Here is a 16,650-nt window from a genome sequence, read left to right as displayed (position 1 = left end):
GTCCTCTCGCGTCCCCCATCAGGGGGCGACGATCGCGGACCCTCGCCCGATCCGGGCGGGACTCGCCGGGCCGCGGTCCTCATGAGTGCTTGATCTGATAAAATCCGTCTCGTCTTGTCAGGTCTTTCATTCCCATACTTCTGGATCGATAATCTCCGACGCCCGCGACGATGCGGGGCGGCCGAATCGATGGCAACGTCGTCTCAGGGGGTTCCCATGGTCGACATCTCGAACTTCTTCCGGACGGGCAGGCGATTCGCAGGCGTCGCGACGCTGTCCCTGCTCGCCGTCGCGATCTCGTCGTCCCGGGCCGACGCCGGATTCATCGTCTTCGAGTCGGCCGGCGCCGACGCGGCCGCGATCACCCCGACGCGCGACGCCTTCCGCGCGGCGGTCGGCGGCGGATCGGTAGCCGGGCCCGGCGGCTCGTTCGGCGGGCTCCGCCGCGAGATCAACTGGGACGGCGTCCCCGACGCCTTCGCCGACCCCAATCCCTTCCCCGGCGACTTCTTCGCGGCTCGCGGGGCGGTGTTCGCGACCCCCGGCACCGGCTTCCTCGTCAGCGCCAACCCGGGGACGGCCGCGACGCCGCTGTTCGGATTCCCGAACGATTTCCAGGCGTTCAGCCCCCAGCGACTCTTCACGGCCGTGAACAGCAACATCACCGACGTCCGCTTCGTCGTGCCGGGGACGTCCGACGCGGCCACCACGAGCGCCTTCGGGCTCGTCTTCGTCGACGTCGAGGTGGCCGGCCTCACCAAGATCGAGTTCTTCGACCAGAGCGACAACCTGATCTTCAGCCGCGACGCCCTCGTCGGCGGCAATCGGGGACTCTCCTTCCTCGGCGCCGTGGCCGACGCCGGCGAGCGTATCGGCCGCGTCCGGATCACGTCGGGTGCCAACACGATCATCGCCAACGGCCAGCTCGGCAACCCAAACGACGACGTCGTCGTCATGGACGACTTCCTCTACGCCGAGCCCACGGCCGTCGCCGTCCCCGAGCCGGGGAGCCTCTTGTTGGCCGGACTGGGCCTCGCCGGGGTCCTCTTCGGCCTCTGCCGACGCGTCGTCCTCTCGGCGTGAGATCGGGGTCGAACCGCGGGGAAGGAAAGCGGTCCATCGGGTCCGGACGGACCATCGATCGACCGAGGACGCCAGGGTCGGGGCGATCGGCGACCCGGCTCCACTTCGAACGACCGTTGAGGTATCCTGGAACCGAACGGCGCAACGTGCCCGTCTCTGGTGCGACGGAACAGGGGTCACTTCCATGTCAGTCCGCATCGAGCGGCAGCCCGTCCCCACGCCCGCCGCGCCGAGACCGGCCGCGAGGCGCGGCTTCAGCCTGGTCGAGCTTATGGTGGTCGTGGCGGTGATCGCCCTCTTGATCGCCCTGCTGCTGCCGGCCACCCGGAGCGCGAGACCGGCCGCGAGGCGGGCCCAGTGCCAGAACAACCTCAAGAACATCGCGCTGGCAATCCTCGCTTACCAGGGCGAGCACGGCGCCCTACCGCCCGCCTACACCGTGGACCCGGCGGGCCGACGGCTGCACAGCTGGCGGACCTTGATCCTGCCGCATCTCGATCAAGGCGACGTCTACCGCTCGAACGACCTGTCGAAGCCCTGGGACGACCCGGCCAACGCCGAGGCGCGGGCCGTTCGCCTCTCGATCTTCCGATGCCCGGAGGCGTCCCGAGCGGAAGGCGCGACGAGATACCTGGCGAGCGTCGGCCCCGATGCGGCCCTGGCCCCCGACCGGGCCCGACCCCTTTCCGAGATCACCGACGGCCACGGCTCGACGCTCCTGGTTATCGAGTCCGGCGACGAGGACGCCGTCCACTGGATGTCGCCGAACGACGTGGCCGAGGCCCTGATTACAAAGATCAGCGCGGAGCCCGAGCTTCCCCATAACGGCAGCGTGAACGCCGCCTTCCTCGACGGCGGCGTTCGCTTCCTGAGGGCCACGACTCCCCTGGAGGTCCGTCGCGCGCTCACGACGATCGCCGGGGGCGACGACGCGGCCGTCGAGGACCTATATCCGGCCCGCCCGCTTCCTCCGGCACGCCCCCCGCGATAGCCTGGAGTCAGGCCATGCTCCTCGCTCGTCTCGGACGCGAGACAACGGAGTTCCCCTCATGTCGACCCGCAGCGTGCGCCCCCCCGCCCCCACCCTCGCGACGCGGAGGCCGTCCGGGGGACGCGGCTTCACCCTGATCGTGTCGACCCGCAGCGTGCGCCCCCCCGCCCCCACCCTCGCGACGCGGAGGCCGTCCGGGGGACGCGGCTTCACCCTGATCGAGTTCCTGGTGGTCGTGGCGGTGATCGCGCTGCTGATCGCCCTCCTACTGCCGCTCAGTCGCAGCGGGGGGAGAGAGGCGGCCAGGCGGGCCCAGTGCACCAACAATCTGAAGCAGATCGCGAGGGCGATCCTCGCCTACCAGGACGAGCATCAGGCGTTGCCCCCCGCCTACACGGTGGGCCCGGACGGGCGGCCGCTGCACAGTTGGCGGACGTTGATCCTGCCGTATCTCCAACAGGGATCGCTCTACGACTCGATCGACCTGTCGAAGCCCTGGGACGACCCGGTCAATGCCAGGGCGGGGGAGACGGCACTTGCAGTCTTCCAGTGTCCGAGCGGCAGCCAGGCCCTCCCGAACGCGACGACCTACCTGGCCAGCGTCGGCGTCGAATCGGCCCTGGCCCCCGATCGGGCCCGGCCGCCGTCCGAGATCACCGACGGCCTCGCCTCCACCCTCCTCGTGATCGAGGCGGGCGAGGAAAACGCCGTCCCGTGGATGGCCCCGGCCGACGCGGACGAGGCCCGGATCCGCAAGATCGGCCCGGAGTCCAAGCTCACCCATCCCGGCGGCGTGAACGCGGCGTTGCTCGACGCCAGCGCCCATTTCTATAAGACCACCATGCCGCCGGAGCAACGTCGGGCGTTGATCACGATCGCCGGAGGCGAGAAGGCGGACCTCAGCGAGTTGTGACCGCCCGGGCGCCCGCCGCGATCGTCCCCGACCTCCGCCGGATCCGCTCGCACACCTCGAACGCGGCGAGGGGCAGGAGCCAGCTCATCCAGTTCGCCAAGGGGTCGAACCACGGGGCGGCGATCCCGAGGACCGTCGCCAGGCCGCCGAGGAGCCGCAGCACGACGGCGGAGGCGAGGAGCAGGTAGCTCCGCCACATCCACCGGCGATGCTCCGCGAAACGTCGCCGCGCCGCGGCCCGCGCGCCGAGCGTGGTGCAGGCCGCCGTGGCGACCGCCAGGCTCGCCAGCCCGACCGCCGCGACCGGCCCCGCCGCCGCGTATCGGGCCATCGCCAGCCCGCTGGGGGTCACCAGCCCCAGCACGCACATCACCTGGACCCAGCCCAGGCGGCGATGCCAGGCCCGCAGCCGCTTCCGCGACCACTCGCCGACCAGGAACAGCCCCAGCACCAGCGCGACGGGCCCGGACGCGATGTGGACGTAGAAGGCCCAGGAATACCCGCCCCAGAAATAGGCTTCTCGACCGCGCAGGAACTCGGAGCCAAAATCGGGCGGGATGTACGCGCGGTAATTCGCCGCAACGCTCGCGACCACCCGCAGCACGACCACGCCGGCCAGCCAGGCCTGGACCCGCCTGAGCGACACCGGACGAACTGGTCGCCGGATGGAGTTCATGGGCCCTCGTCTATCAGTCGATAGCCCTCCGCATGCTGGTCTTCGGCCCTCAGATACGGATCCATCCATCGCTCGTCCGCCGCCCTCTGCCGAGCATCCCACACGAGGACGGCGATCATCTGCAACGCAACCAACGCGGCCGCCGTCAGCGCAACGGCGAGCATCCAGCGCCGGGTGGTCATGACGGGGATTCGCATGACGAGACTCAGTTCTGTTCTCGGAGACGGCGGCCCGCCCGGGCGTCACGGTTGGAGGTCGCGGGAACGCCGATGGCGTCCGTACTCGCCCCCCCGTCGTCCGGCCCTTCGGTCCACCTCCCCCCGCCAGGGGGGAAAGGCCGTTGATCCCACAAGAGTGATCACTTTTTCAAATGCACATCCGCGAAATCCAGGAACGCCTCCCAGTCCGAGGGGAGGACGTCGTGCTTGCCGGGGCGGTGGCGGTAGCCGATGGTCCCCTTGCTGAGCGAGTCCTCGGCGGGGGCGGGCCAGTCCTTCAGGAGCAGGCCGTCGGTCCCGAGAAGGCGGTAGACCGGGTCGGCGGCCTGGGCGGCGAGGAATTCGCCGCGGGGGTCGGCCCACTGGTCCTCCTCGGCGCTGCTGATCAGGACGGGACGGGGGGCGATCAGGGCGATCAGCTCGTGCTGGTCGACGGGGAGCTTGTCCTCGTGGCCGGAGTACTGCTTGTAGTTGCCGCAGAACCAGTGCGGGAAGCTCTTGTTGAGGTGCGCCACGTCCTCGCCGAAGTTCCGGCGCGAGAGCGACGCGCCCCCTTCGCCCGAGTTGTTCGAGATCACCATCGCGAACCGAGGGTCTTGCGCGCCGGCCCAGAGGGCCGTCTTCCCGAGCCGCGAGTGGCCCATCACGGCGACCTTCTTCGCGTCGACCTCGGGGACCGTCTCCAGGTAGTCGAGCGCCCGGCTCAGGCCCCAGGCCCACGCGCCGATGGCGCCCCACTGGTCGGGGTCGGGCTTCGTCTGGCCCTCGCGGTAGAAGAGGGGGTGGATTCCGTTCTGGAAGCCGTCGTCGAAGTCGGGGTCGAGGTCGCCGTAGTAGGCCGTCGCCAGCGCGTAGCCGCGCCCGACGACCCGCTCGACGCACCAGCGGTCGGCGACCGACCCGCGGGCCTCCTCGGTCGCCCGATGGTCGACGACCCCCTTGCCGTGGTCGCCCCGCATCCAGGCGGTGGAGAGCCGCACGCCGGGATCGTTGCTGACGGCGTGGTTCCCCTCGAAGTTCAGGCCCAGGAACGCCGGGACGGGGCGATCCTTCGACGCCCCCCCGGGGAGGAAGACGAGCAGTTCCATGCGAGGCGCGTCGGGGCCCTCGCCGAACCGGATCGTGATCTCGCGACGGACCGCCTTGCCGCCGAGCGCCTCGGATTCCTCGGAGACGACGTGGTAGGGGATGGGGAGTTCGCGGGAGAGGACCGGCGTCTTGCCGTAGACCTGGGACTCGAACAGCCGCAGCAACTCCGGCCGCCGCGTCTTCGCCCAGAGGTCGGCCGACGTCACCTCCCGCCCCTCGACCGTCCGCAGCGGGTCGGGCAGGGTGTACGGCCTCACCGCCGCCTCGTCGTAGTTCGTCTGGGCCGAGACCTCGGCCCCCGGCAGCATCGCCATGATGAATCCCCCCGCCGCGACGAAAACCCTCGTCACCCACGCAGTCGAACATGAAACTCGATTCATGATTCCTCCCTGGCAGACTGGACCGGACGTCCCGTCGATGATCGCGCGGGCGGCCGCGCGACGCAACAGGCCGCCGACCGGCCGGGGCGGGCCGCCTCGGGGTCATGCGGGCGGGGCGGGGCGGGCGGCCCCGGGGATCGCGAGGCCCTGGCGGACGCCGTCGAAGACCCGGGCGACCTCGGCCTGCTCGCGGAGCTTCTGGTAGGCGGCGGCGTCCAGGACGACGACCTCCGCCTTGCCGTTGATCGTCAGGACGATCGGCTCGCCGGTCTCCTTCAACTGGCGGATGAACTCCGGCGTGTTCTTCTTGAAGTCGGTCAGGGATTGGATGTCGCGGCTGACGTCGAGCATGGGGCCTCCGGCGAGAACCGAATTCGATTCGGATTCGATTCTCGCCGCAACCGGCCCCGCCATCAACCCTTTGGGGAGACGACCAGTGCCCAGTCGTGTTCCCCCTCGGGGGGCGAAGCGGTCGCCCGGCCTTCCGGCGAGGCCGTCAGCTCGAACGGGGCGCCGCGGGCGCCGGTGGTCGGGTCGAACCACGAGGCCGCGAAGGTCGACCCGGCGGGGAGGCCGGAGAGGGCGACCTCGCCGGGCGCGATCAGGTAGGCGAGCCGCGCCCCGTCCGGCGTCGCCGCGCAAAGCGGGGCGGGAGCCTTGTTCGAGGCGTCGGCCCAGGCGACGAGTTCGGGATGCGGCGCGAGGCGGTTCCAGCCGGGGACGGACTCGATGAGCTTCTTCGCGGCGGCGAGCTGGGACGAGCCGGGGAGCTTCATGGCGAGGTTCCACGGCGTCGTCCCCCAGTTGTTGCCGGCGGGCGAGGGCCCGTAGGGTTTCCCCTCGCGGTTGACCTGCCAGATCCCGTTCGCGCCGTAGGTGTGGCCGACGCAGCCGCTGGCCATCGTGTGGGCCCAGAAGGCCTTGCGGGCGTCGTCGGCGGTGAGCGTGGGGTTGATCTCCAGGGCCTCGTAGCGCGACTCGCCGCTGAGGACCGGCATGACGGGCTCGGTGTTCCAGCCCTCGAAGGCCAGCGCCGCCTGCTTCTCGGCCGGCGTGCCGTGGCCGCTCTGGTGCATGTCGAAGTCGAGCACCGCCGGGTCGGTCACCGACGCCCGGGCGGTCCGCGAGGGGTGCGTGGTGATCAGCCGATGGAACGGGTCGATCGCGCGGAGGTCGGCGATCACCTCGGTCCAGCCGCGCTTCTGGCGTTCGGCGTCCCCCTTCTTGTCCTCGGCGAGGTAGAACGGCATGGTGGTCTCGCCCGCCGCGCACCAGACGACGGGGTACGCCCCCCAGCGCGCCACGAGGTTCCGCCAGTGCTGCTTCATCCTCGCCTCGCCCAGCCAGGGGAGGTGATAGCCCCACGCGCCGACGACGCAGGGGGTGATCCCCCGGTCGACGAGGTGGGCGATGCGGCGGTCGGCGGCGTCGAAGTACGCGGGGTTGATCCGGGCGTAATCGGGCTCCCACGGGAAGCCGGCCTCGTTGCGCCCGCGAGGGTCGAAGGCCGGCATGTCGGGATAGAGCCCGGCGACGATCTGGACGACGTTGAAGCCCTTCTCCGCGCGGTCGTCGGCCAGGGCCTGGAAGTCCTCGGGCCAGGCCAGGCGGTCGGTGAGGCCCATCCACCAGGTGTCGCCCAGCCAGAAGAAGGGCGTGCCGTCGGCATGACAAAGATGCCGCTTGTCGTCGGCCACGCGGAGCGTCCCGTGGCGGAGCAGGGGGTTCTCGCCGGCGTAAGGGACGACCTCCACCACGCCCGAGACGCCGTGAAGCCCCGGGTCGTCGGCGTCGCTGGAAGCGGTGACGAACTTGTGCGCACCCGGCGTCCGGCCCGAGTAGCGGACCTTCCACGCGTTCCCGCCCGCCCAGAACGCCGGCACGCGGAGCGTCGCGCCGTCGGGCGTCGTGAAGGCCACGTCGACGACCACTTCGTTGAACGGGTCGGTCCGGGCCTTCGTCGACGTGAGCGTGACCTCCGCGACCTTCCCCGCCTCGACGCGCGGCGGGTCGTCCGCGAAGGAAGCCGCCGAGATCATCAGCAGCAGGCCCATCCCGATCGTCCAGGCGAATCGACGCCCCTCGACATTTCGACCTCGCGGCGCGTGCGTCATCGGCTTCCTCCCCGATTGCGGACCAACTTGCCTCGAATGGGATCGGACGGTCATGATAGATCGCCCCGACCGATGCGGATAGGGCCGGCCCCCGTCCTTCCTTCGCCGTTCGCAGGAGGTCCCGCCGATGCGAATGTTCGAGAATCCGGCACGACTCTCGGTCGCCCTGGCCCTCGTCCTCGTGTTGGCCGAGGGATCGACGAGGGGCGCGGATCGTCCCGCGATCGGGGCCGATCTCGACTCGGTCGAGCCCCGGTCGTTCCCCGAATGCGCGGCCGTCGTCGACGTCACGAAGCCGCCCTATTCCGCCAGGGGCGACGGCGCGACCGACTGCACCGAGGCGCTCCAGAAAGCCCTGGCCGACGCGATGGGTCGGCATCGGGTGCTCTATCTCCCCGAGGGGACCTACCTGATCTCGCGGACCCTGGAATGGTCGAAGAAGAACGCCGACGGCGGGGACGCCTGGGGCTTCAACGCCATCCAGGGGCGGCACCCTCGACGCACCGTCATCCGCCTGAAGGACGCGACGTTCACCGACCCGAAGGACCCGAAGGCGATGATGGGGTGCGGCGGGTTCGGCTCGGCGGACTGGTTCCACAACCACGTCCAGGGGGTCACCTTCGACGTCGGCCGGGGCAACCCGGGGGCGATCGGCCTGCAGTTCTATTCGAACAACGTGGGCTCGGTGCGCGACGTGGCCGTCATATCGGGCGACGGCGCGGGGGCGGTCGGCCTGGACCTGGGCCACCGCGACATGAACGGCCCGCTGCTGGTCCGCAACGTGGAGGTCCGCGGCTTCGACGTCGGCATCCGCGCCGGGGCGGCCGTGAACAGCCAGACGTTCGAGCACATCCGCCTGGAGCGCCAGCGCGAGGTCGGCCTGGCGAACTTCGGCCAGAGCGTGAGCATCCGCGGCCTCGCCAGCGACAACGCCGTCACGGCGCTTCGGCTCGAAGGGTTCACGGCGATTCTCGACTGCGATCTGGTCGGCCGGGACGCCGCGGCGGGGGCGCCCGCGATCCGGATCGGCCAGGCTCCCTTCTACGCGCGCGACGTGGCGACACGGGGCTACGCGACGGCCTTGGCAGCCCCGGAAGGCCGACGGGCTGCGGCCGGGCCGGTCCTGACCGAGTTCCTCGGCGAGGAACCCACGAGCCCGTTCGCCTCGGCGCCGGCGTCGCTCCGCCTGCCGGTGCGCGAGACGCCCGAGGTCCCCTACGGCGACCCGGCCGGCTGGGCCGTCGTCGACGCCTTCGGCGCCGATCCCACGGGGGACCGCGACTCCTCCGAGGCGATCCAGAAGGCGATCGACTCGGGCGCCGAGACGGTCTTCTTTCCCGGGGCCTACGACCTGCGCTCGCCGGTCCGGGTCCGGGGCAAGGTGCGCCGACTGCTGGGCGTCGGGAACTGGCTGGACTACAACAGGCACTCCGCGCCCGACCTGGTCATCGAGGACGGCGAGGCTCCCGTGGTGGTCGTCGAGCGGTTCGCGCCCATCAACGGCGGCGTCTCGATCGAGACCGACCGCACGGTGGTCTTCCGGAGCCTGGAGGTGGCCTTCCTCGCGCCTCTCGGCCGGGGCGACCTGTTCCTGGAGGACGTCGCCACCGGCGACCTGCGGCTCGCCCCCGGCCAGCGCGCGTGGGCCCGGCAGCTCAACATCGAGAACCAGGGGACCCACCTGACCAACCCCGGCGGCGCCCTCTGGGTCCTGGGCTACAAGACCGAGCGCGGCGGCTGCCTGGCGCGGACCTCGAACGGCGGCGCGACCGAGATCTTCGGCAACTTCAGCTACACCACGACCGCCGGCTCGCTCGCGCCGATGTTCGTCACCGAGGACGCCTCGGTCTTCGCCTTCCTCAACGAGGTCTGCTTCAGCGGCGACCCGTACCGCACGCTCGTCCGCGAACGCCGCGGCGACGTCACGAAGGTCGTCCGCCGCGGCGAGGGGGGCGTCTGGCCGTACGTCGCGAACCCCGCGCCCAGGCCGGGCGGCGATCGTTGAACACGGGCCGACGAAGCGGGCGCCGCCCGACGTTCGATCGATCTCGGAGGGGGGTGGGGCGTGCGAAGACCTCGATGGACGGTCGGGAGGAAGATGGCGGCGGTCGCTGTGTTCGCCCTGGCGACTTTCGCCCTCTACGAGCTGTCCGGCGCCCGGAAGTTCCGGAGGGAGAACCTGGGCTGGGCGGCGGAGTCGCGCCTGTACGAGCAGCGCCTGCTCGACGCGGCCGGTCGGTTCGAGGCCTGCCGCTCGGGCCACGGCGCCGTGGACCGCGACGCGACGTCGTGCCCGGTCTGCCAGAAGGCCTGGGAGCAGGCCCCGCTCCGCGAGGCGGTCCGCACGCCCGCCGAGGCGATCGTCGTCCTGCACGATTCGGCGGGCCTGATGGCCTGGTGGGCCTCGCGCCACGAGCGAGCGGCGGCTCGCCCCTGGGCGGCGAAGCCGCCCGTCACCCCCGCCCAGTGGCAAGCCTACTCCGACCTGAAGTACGGCGATGGTCCGATCCACAGGGGATTGTTCGACGCGTATTGAGCCGGCCCCCGGCAGGCGGGGGCTGCGTCCGGAGCGGTCCGGGGCGGCCCCTTGTGCGGGGCGGGAGGCGGGTGCGACGATGCCACGGGGTTGGCTTCGCGCAAGCGTCCGGCGCGCAGCGGCCGTCGTGCCGGTCGGGTAGGCCCCGTCTGCGCGGTGTCGTCAGGCTACGGAGAGGTGGGATGAGCAAGGCCATCGATCGCGAGCGATTCGTCGCCCTGCTGAACGAACGGCTTCCCGAAGTCGCCTCACAGATCGACGACGCCTCGGAAGGCTTGCTGCACTTGGAGATGGGCGTCCTCGGCCGGGCCACTCAAGCGGCGATCGACTCGCAGCATCGAGAGACCGTGAAGCAGCACTTCCGCTTCGTCGACGAGGTGCTCCGGGATGCGGCCTCCGACGTCGAGAACGCCGTCTACGTCTCGTACCTCGAACATCTCCGGTTCGAAGGCCGCAAGGCCGGTCCGACCAAGGCTAGGAGCTTGCTGCCACCGAGGTTGCATCAGGCGCTGATCGCGTTGGAGGAGCACCTGACCAAGCTCCACGGCGGCAGCGGGGACGCCTAGCACTCGAATCCGCAGCCAGGACGACGGTGAGAAGATCGAAACGGTGACGCCAATCGCAAGCAGCGAGGAGAATCCTCATGGACGTTTTCATCCTCTGGCACGTCCACGAGATCCCCGACGGCGAGGACGACGCCAAGCTCATCGGCGTCTACGCCACCGCCGAGGACGCCGAGGCGGCCAGGCTCCGGGTCCAATCGCAGCCCGGCTTCCGGGATCTTCCCGAAGGATTTCAGGTGGACCAATACACCCTCGGGCAGGACCACTGGACCGAAGGGTTCATCAGCTGGGCTGAAGCGATGGGCGATACCGACGAGGCGGACTCCTAGCTGACACACTCGCAGCCGAAGCGTGCGACGCGGGGGCCGACTCTTCGCTAACCTTTACAGACTTCCCGAAGAATCGGGACAACTCCTCGAAGGTGGGCGAGCATGCTCGACTGGCGTGAAATGCGAGTGGAAGGCCTTGGCCCGATTTCAAAGGTGGCTGCCATTTTTCAAGTCGGGGCCCCACTGGAACGACTTCCATTCTCCAGCTTCAAGATCAAGGTCCTTGAGCGAAGGGATGGCTCATTCCTGGCGGTTCCAAACGTGTCCGCCCTCGGGGCGGACGGGCATCCGAGTTGGGACGCAGGGCTTGGAGACACCATAGACCAGGCGTTGGGGGACGCGCTCGAACGATTTGCTCGGCTCCTTGAGGAGCTGAAACCTTCCAACGAGACGGATTTCAGCTGGGCGGATCCGACGGAGTTCTGATCGCCGTCGATCCTGACCTCTCCACTCGGAGAGGGTCGCCTCGGACGAGCGATACGGCTTCGCAGGGATCGGCCGGTCCTGATAAGTCGCGACGGGAGAAGCCTGTAAAATTCTGAGGCGCGGCTCGCGCCGGGGCGGCCCCTTGTGCGGGGCGGTTGGGCAGTCACAATGTCGAGGAGCCGCACGCTACGCCCCCTCGCGACGAATCGAGGCCAGACGCCATGCTCCAGCTCGGGATCGTGACCTACAACATCGCCAAGGACTGGGACCTGCCGACGCTGCTCCAGAAGCTGGAGGCGCTGGGGTACGGCGGGGTGGAGCTGCGCACGACGCATCGCCACGGCGTCGAGGTTTCGCTGTCGGCCGACGAGCGCCGCGAGGTCCGCAAGCGGTTCGAGGACTCGCCGGTGGAGCTGGTGGGGCTCGGCAGCGCGTTCGAGTACCAGAGCCCGGACCCGGCCGTGGTCCGCAAGCAGATCGCCGACACGAAGGAGTACGTCCGCCTGGCGCACGACGTCGGCGCTTCGGGCGTGAAGGTCCGGCCCAACGGGCTGCCGAAGGGGGAGGACCCCGAGGCCGTCTTCCGCCGCATCGGCGAGGCCCTGCACGAGGTCGGCGAGGACGCGGCGGGGCAGGGGATCGAGATCCGGGTCGAGGTCCACGGCTCCGGCACCTCGGAATGGCCCGGCTTCGCCCGGATCATCCAGCACGCCGACCACCCCAACGTCGGCGTCTGCTGGAACTCCAACCCCCAGGACGTGCCGGCGGACGGCGGCTCCATCGCCCCCAACTTCCGGCTCGTCGCCGACAGGATCCGGACCGTCCACCTCCGCGACCTGACCGACGAGAAGTACCCCTGGCGCGAGCTGTTCGGCCTGCTCGTCGCGAGCGGCTACGACGGCTACACGCTGGCCGAGATCCCCGAGAGCGCCGACCCCGACCGCGTCCTCCGCTACTTCCGCTCCCTCTGGATGGCCTACCAACCCACCCGCTGATCCTCCCGGACTCCCCAATGCCCACCATGCCCCCGCTCGCCCGGATCGCCGCCCTGACGATGTTCGGCCTGCTGCTCGTCCGCCCCTCGGCCGGCCAGGAGCCGACCGCGAACTACGAGACGCAGGACGTCGTGGGATGGACGGTTCGCGTCCACAAGGACTTCCCGCGCGACGAGCCCGAGCTGGCCCACCACACGATGTCGCTGCTGGCCGACCAGCTCCGGGCGATCGTCCGCGCCGTGCCGGCAGACGCCGTGGCGAAGCTCAAGCAGGTCGTGATCTGGGTCGAACGCGACGAGCCGCACCACCCCTGCATGGCGTACCACCCGGCCGAGGGCTGGCTCCGCGAGCACGACATGAACCCGGACAAGGCCCGCTGCGTCGAGATCGCCAACGCCCGCAACTTCCTCGACTGGTGCCGCGACCAACCCTGGATGGTCTTCCACGAGCTGGCCCACGCCTACCACCACCAGTTCATCCAGGACGGTTTCGAGAACCCCGAGATCGCCGCCGCGCTCGCCCGCGTCCGCGAGGCCAAGACGTACGAGAAGGTGCTCCACATCAACGGCCGCGAGGAGCGCCACTACGCCCTGACGAACCCGATGGAGTACTTCGCCGAATCCTCCGAGGCCCTGATCGGTACGAACGACTTCGACCCCTTCGTCCGCGCCGAGCTGGCGAAACGCGACCCGGAGGGCCACGCGCTCCTGAGGCGGCTGTGGCTCATCGTCCCCGACGGCGATTGAGGATCCGAGGAGGGCGCACGGGACCGCCCCCGCCCCCCCGCGATGGAGGGCGAGGGCTTTCGCCTCGTTCAGCAGCGACGACGCGGGCCTGCGTCTCGAGATCAGGCGGGGCGGCGACGGAGGCGGCGGCAGGCCAGGGCGCCGACGGCCCCCAGGCCCAGCAGGGCCATCGAGGAGGGCTCGGGGACGGCGTTGTACGAGCCGGTCATCTCGACGATCAGGCCCGTGGGGCCGCCGTTGGTGTTCCGCGTGACGAAGGTCAGGACGTTCTCGCCCACCTGGAAGTAGTCGTTGATGGCCAGGTCGTACCACGTCCCGTACGACTGGTCGCCGGTGGAGATCCCCAGGGAGTTGCCGTTGAGCAGGACGTCGTCGACCGTGTCGTCCGCGGTGAGCCGGCCGAGGATCGAGGCCGAGGCCAGGTCGGCGTCGGCGCCCACCGTGAAGGTCGTCGAGTAAGTGTAGGTGCCGTTGGGCATGCTCCCCTGCGGCACGATCCACCGGGCGATCGAGGTGTCCGGCACCCAGGTCCCAGCCAGGCGGTTCGCGACGGGCGTGGTGGGGCTCCCGGCGTGGGCGAGCGTGTAGTTCAGGTCCGGCTCCCCGGTCGCCAGGAGGACGTGGGAGGAATCCACCCCCGTGTTGTAGAGGTCGGCGATCGCCACGCTCCCGGCGCTCAGGTTCGGGGTGGCGACGGCCGCGACGAGACTCAGGGCCAGGCAGAGTTTCCCGATCATCAAGTTCATCCTTCATTTTCTCATGAATTTTAATCCTTGAATCAGGTCGTGGGCGGACCCCCGGCTCCGGCCGGGGATCTCCGATCGACTCGGCCGCCCCGCGGCCTCGCCCACGACACCGTCCGCCCTCGCGCCGGGGGCCGGCCCCGCCACCCGTTGAGTTCCTCGGGCCGCCGGAAGCCTCGCCATTCACCGACGCATGGATTACGCATGGGCCCGGGATTGGGACTTCGCCGCCGGCCTCGCGCCGCCTCGAATCGGCGCGAGGCGGCCGGAACGCGACGGACGCCGCGTCCGCGACGCGGCCGTGCATCGGGAACGTCGCGTCGCCGCAGCATGACGGCGATCTTACGTCGATCCTTGACGGATGGGCGTCACGGATCCGAGGTCGTCGCGGCTCCGCGCCCCGGAAGCGCGTGCCTCCGCTCGAATCAGCGGATGATCTTCAGCCCGGGCCGCGCGCGACGCATCCGATCGATCCCGGCTTCGGTGACCCGAGTGCGGCCGATGGTCAGCCGCTCGAGGGCCGGCAAGGCTTCCAGACGAGCCAGGCCGGCGTCGGTGATCGCGTTGTCGTTGAGCCTCAGCTCTCGGAGCTGGGTCAGGGTCGCCAGGCGTTCCAGGGACGCGTCTGTGATGCGGGTGCTGGTCAGCACCAGGCTCCGCAGGGCCGGTCGGCCCCCCTTGAGGAGGTGGCCGACGCCGGCGTCGCCGACCTGGGTCCCCGCGAGGTAGAGGCCGCGCAGGCGATCCATCCGGTCGAGGGACTTCATGCCGGCGTCGGTGACCTCGCAGCCCATCAGCCCCAGCTCCTCCAGCTCGGTCAGCCCCTCGAGCCGGGCCAGGCCACGGTCCGTGACGTTCGTCGAGTCCAGTCCGAGGAACTGGAGTCGCCCGAGTCCGCCCAGCTCGGCCAGGCCGGCGTCGGTGATCGCGTTGCCCCCCAGCGCGAGCCGCCGCAGAGCCTTCAAGCCCTTGAGGTGGGTCAGTCCCTTGTCGGTGACGTCGTTGTTCGCGAGGTCCAGCGTTTCGAGGGCGGTCAGGGACGCGAGGGGTTCGAGATCGTCGTCGGCGAGCGAGGCGAACCTCGCCACCAGGATCTTCAGCTCGGGAAAGGCCTTCAGGCCGCCGAGGGACTTCTTGGCGTTCAGGACGAGGTCGATCCGCACGACGGGCCGGCCCGGGGCGTCCTCGTCCCGCTCGACCTTCCCGCCGGAATCCACGATCGCGGCGAGGAGCCGAGCCCGCTCCGCCTCGTCCCCCAAGCAGGGCGCGCCCGCCCCCACGAGGAAGGCCCACGACGCGACGCCGATCCAGAACGGCCGAAACGCCCTCGACATTCGATCCCCCCAATTCAACGGCCCGCCATCGCAGGCATCTTACCCGCGCGTCGCGGCCGGGACGAGAACGCCCCGGTCACTCCGCCCCCGCACGCCGCCCGTCGAACTCCCGCGCCCGCTCGATCAGCCGGGGGTGCGAGCGGCCGTCGAGGGTCAGCTCCGGCTGCCAGGGGAAGTGCCAGACCCAGAGGGCGATCAGGGAGATCCCTTCCTCCTCGGCCATGTCGAGATACGCGCGGGCCCACCTCGCCTCGGGATCGGACTTGAAGGCGGGGGCGTCCTGGCCCAGCTCGCCGATGAACAGGGGGACCCGGGCGGCCCGCACGGCGCGGGCGGTGAGGCGGGCGCGTTCGAGGGGGTCGAGGCCCGCGCTCTTGGGGCCGGGGTCGGCGGGTCCGTAGTGGTGGAGGCTGAGGACGTCGAGCGGCTCGGGCTGGGAGGCCAGCTCGTTCGCCAGGTGCTCGCGCCAGGCGTCGTCGCGGTATCGGAAGTCCGGGAAAGTCTCCCGGCGGCTCGTCGCCTCGGGCCGGACGCCGGCGTCGCCGCTGGTGACCAGGTGGTTCGGATCGAGCGACTTGATGAACGCGGCCTGCTCGCGATAGATCCGCTGCGTCATCGCCCAGGTCAGGGAATCCTCGCGCGTGCCGACCTCGCGGACCTCGGCCCCTTCGGGATGGACGGCGCGGGGGGGCTGGGGCGTCCCCGTCATGTCGACGTCGGCCGCGAGCATCAGCTCGTTCTCCAGCTCCCACATCAGGACGATCGGGTCGTCCTTGTAGCGAGTCACGAACGCGCGGACGTACTCGCGGTTCGCCTTCCAGGTCTTCGAGTCGGGGTCGAGGATCGCGCTTCGAGGCTCGGCGAAGCGGGCGTGGCCGGACGCCACGTTGAGGCAGGGGACCAGGCGGAGGCCCTCGCGGCGGCAGAGGGCGAACAGCTCGTCCAGGCCCCGCCAGTAGGCTTCCGGGTCCGTCTCGTAGAGCCGACGGGCCTCGATCGGATAGCCGGGGCCGGCGAAAAACCGGATGAACGCGAAGCCGCTGCGCGAGGCGTCCTCGACCGCCGCGACGGCCGCGGCCCTCGCCTTCTCGGGCGTGCCGTAGAGCTGGCCGAGGTGGAACCAGGTCCCCAGATAGATCTGGTGCAGGTGCGGCACGTTGACGCCCACGGCCCGGTACTCGCGGCCGTCCAGGACGAGACGAGGGCCGTCGGCTTTCACGAAGCCCTCGACCGGGGCCGAGGCCCGCGCGGCGAGGCACGAGACGACCATCACCGTCGCATAAGCGAACCGTCTCATGATGCGATCCTGAATCGTCGCCGCGCGGCTCGGGGAGGGCCGTCGCGACGGCTGGGGTGGGTGGATCTCGCGGGACTCCCGTCGAGGCTACCGCCGAAGCAGCCCGGCGTCGAGGGGGCGGAGGCTGGCGGCGGCGTCGCGGATCGGGTCTATTCTCGGGTGTCGGGCGTCCTCCCTCCATCCGTCGAGGCCGTCATGCGGGCCTCGCCGAGGACGC

18 protein-coding genes are annotated in these 16,650 nt (G+C 70.4%); 10 read left to right on the top strand and 8 right to left on the bottom strand.

All coding sequences use genetic code 11. The features are described 5' to 3' along the window. Nucleotides 1–216 precede the first annotated feature (216 nt). From G6O68_RS10285 to G6O68_RS10275, 3 genes are all read left to right on the top strand, one after another. Nucleotides 217–1,083, top strand: coding sequence for a PEP-CTERM sorting domain-containing protein (locus G6O68_RS10285; RefSeq protein ID WP_206108065.1), 867 nt, complete (start codon nt 217–219; stop codon nt 1,081–1,083). A gap of 184 nt (nt 1,084–1,267) precedes the next feature. Continuing rightward, nucleotides 1,268–2,074: a DUF1559 family PulG-like putative transporter gene (locus G6O68_RS10280; protein ID WP_165247311.1), complete on the top strand. Its 807-nt coding sequence runs from the start codon at nt 1,268–1,270 to the stop codon at nt 2,072–2,074. Between the two features lie 58 nt (nt 2,075–2,132). Beyond that, nucleotides 2,133–2,987, top strand: a complete 855-nt coding sequence (locus tag G6O68_RS10275) for a DUF1559 family PulG-like putative transporter (RefSeq protein WP_165247309.1) — start codon at nt 2,133–2,135, stop codon at nt 2,985–2,987. Here the strand turns inward: G6O68_RS10275 and G6O68_RS10270 are convergent. The 5 genes from G6O68_RS10270 to G6O68_RS10250 form a co-directional block, all read right to left on the bottom strand. Then, nucleotides 2,974–3,663 carry a DUF2306 domain-containing protein gene (locus G6O68_RS10270; protein WP_165247307.1) on the bottom strand — a complete coding sequence of 230 codons (690 nt, stop codon included), beginning with the start codon at nt 3,661–3,663 and terminating at the stop codon, nt 2,974–2,976. The genes G6O68_RS10275 and G6O68_RS10270 overlap by 14 nt on opposite strands. Beyond that, nucleotides 3,660–3,860 carry a hypothetical protein gene (locus G6O68_RS10265; RefSeq protein ID WP_165247305.1) on the bottom strand — a complete coding sequence of 67 codons (201 nt, stop codon included), beginning with the start codon at nt 3,858–3,860 and terminating at the stop codon, nt 3,660–3,662. Before G6O68_RS10265 ends, G6O68_RS10270 begins: the two co-directional genes overlap by 4 nt. 161 nt (nt 3,861–4,021) lie before the next feature. Further along, complete coding sequence (locus G6O68_RS10260; RefSeq protein WP_206108064.1) at nt 4,022–5,284, bottom strand: alpha/beta hydrolase family protein; 1,263 nt, start codon at nt 5,282–5,284, stop codon at nt 4,022–4,024. Nucleotides 5,285–5,452: 168 nt separating this feature from the next. After that, complete coding sequence (locus tag G6O68_RS10255) at nt 5,453–5,701, bottom strand: type II toxin-antitoxin system Phd/YefM family antitoxin (RefSeq protein ID WP_165247303.1); 249 nt, start codon at nt 5,699–5,701, stop codon at nt 5,453–5,455. A 62-nt stretch (nt 5,702–5,763) separates the two neighbouring features. Then, nucleotides 5,764–7,464, bottom strand: coding sequence for an apiosidase-like domain-containing protein (locus G6O68_RS10250; RefSeq protein ID WP_165247301.1), 1,701 nt, complete (start codon nt 7,462–7,464; stop codon nt 5,764–5,766). 127 nt (nt 7,465–7,591) lie between these two features. On the opposite strand from G6O68_RS10250, the gene G6O68_RS10245 reads away from it, so the two are divergent. The 7 genes from G6O68_RS10245 to G6O68_RS10215 all read left to right on the top strand — a co-directional run bounded on the left by G6O68_RS10245 (nt 7,592) and on the right by G6O68_RS10215 (nt 13,059). Then, complete coding sequence (locus tag G6O68_RS10245; RefSeq protein ID WP_165247299.1) at nt 7,592–9,469, top strand: glycosyl hydrolase family 28-related protein; 1,878 nt, start codon at nt 7,592–7,594, stop codon at nt 9,467–9,469. Between the two features lie 93 nt (nt 9,470–9,562). Then, nucleotides 9,563–10,000: a hypothetical protein gene (locus G6O68_RS10240; RefSeq protein ID WP_165247297.1), complete on the top strand. Its 438-nt coding sequence runs from the start codon at nt 9,563–9,565 to the stop codon at nt 9,998–10,000. Nucleotides 10,001–10,182: 182 nt separating this feature from the next. Continuing rightward, nucleotides 10,183–10,566, top strand: a complete 384-nt coding sequence (locus G6O68_RS10235) for a DUF7674 family protein (RefSeq protein ID WP_165247295.1) — start codon at nt 10,183–10,185, stop codon at nt 10,564–10,566. 77 nt (nt 10,567–10,643) lie between these two features. Then, nucleotides 10,644–10,892: a DUF7336 domain-containing protein gene (locus G6O68_RS10230; protein WP_165247293.1), complete on the top strand. Its 249-nt coding sequence runs from the start codon at nt 10,644–10,646 to the stop codon at nt 10,890–10,892. A 102-nt stretch (nt 10,893–10,994) separates the two neighbouring features. After that, a complete protein-coding gene (locus G6O68_RS10225) occupies nt 10,995–11,318 on the top strand; it encodes a hypothetical protein (RefSeq protein ID WP_165247291.1) in 324 nt (107 codons plus the stop codon). 221 nt (nt 11,319–11,539) lie between these two features. Continuing rightward, nucleotides 11,540–12,313, top strand: a complete 774-nt coding sequence (locus G6O68_RS10220) for a sugar phosphate isomerase/epimerase family protein (protein ID WP_165247289.1) — start codon at nt 11,540–11,542, stop codon at nt 12,311–12,313. Between the two features lie 17 nt (nt 12,314–12,330). After that, nucleotides 12,331–13,059 carry a hypothetical protein gene (locus tag G6O68_RS10215; RefSeq protein ID WP_165247287.1) on the top strand — a complete coding sequence of 243 codons (729 nt, stop codon included), beginning with the start codon at nt 12,331–12,333 and terminating at the stop codon, nt 13,057–13,059. A 101-nt stretch (nt 13,060–13,160) separates the two neighbouring features. Here the strand turns inward: G6O68_RS10215 and G6O68_RS10210 are convergent, their stop codons facing one another. The 3 genes from G6O68_RS10210 to G6O68_RS10200 form a co-directional block, all read right to left on the bottom strand. Next, a complete protein-coding gene (locus G6O68_RS10210) occupies nt 13,161–13,796 on the bottom strand; it encodes a PEP-CTERM sorting domain-containing protein (protein ID WP_206108063.1) in 636 nt (211 codons plus the stop codon). A 431-nt stretch (nt 13,797–14,227) separates the two neighbouring features. Next, nucleotides 14,228–15,136, bottom strand: a complete 909-nt coding sequence (locus tag G6O68_RS10205) for a leucine-rich repeat domain-containing protein (RefSeq protein WP_165247283.1) — start codon at nt 15,134–15,136, stop codon at nt 14,228–14,230. 76 nt (nt 15,137–15,212) lie between these two features. Further along, complete coding sequence (locus G6O68_RS10200; RefSeq protein ID WP_165247281.1) at nt 15,213–16,433, bottom strand: cellulase family glycosylhydrolase; 1,221 nt, start codon at nt 16,431–16,433, stop codon at nt 15,213–15,215. Nucleotides 16,434–16,650: the final 217 nt, after the last annotated feature.

This window comes from Paludisphaera soli (assembly GCF_011064595.1).
In the GTDB taxonomy this organism is placed as follows: Bacteria; Planctomycetota; Planctomycetia; order Isosphaerales; family Isosphaeraceae; genus Paludisphaera; species Paludisphaera soli.
Note: the sequence above shows the minus strand (reverse complement) of the source record. Positions and strands in the feature narration are given on the sequence as shown.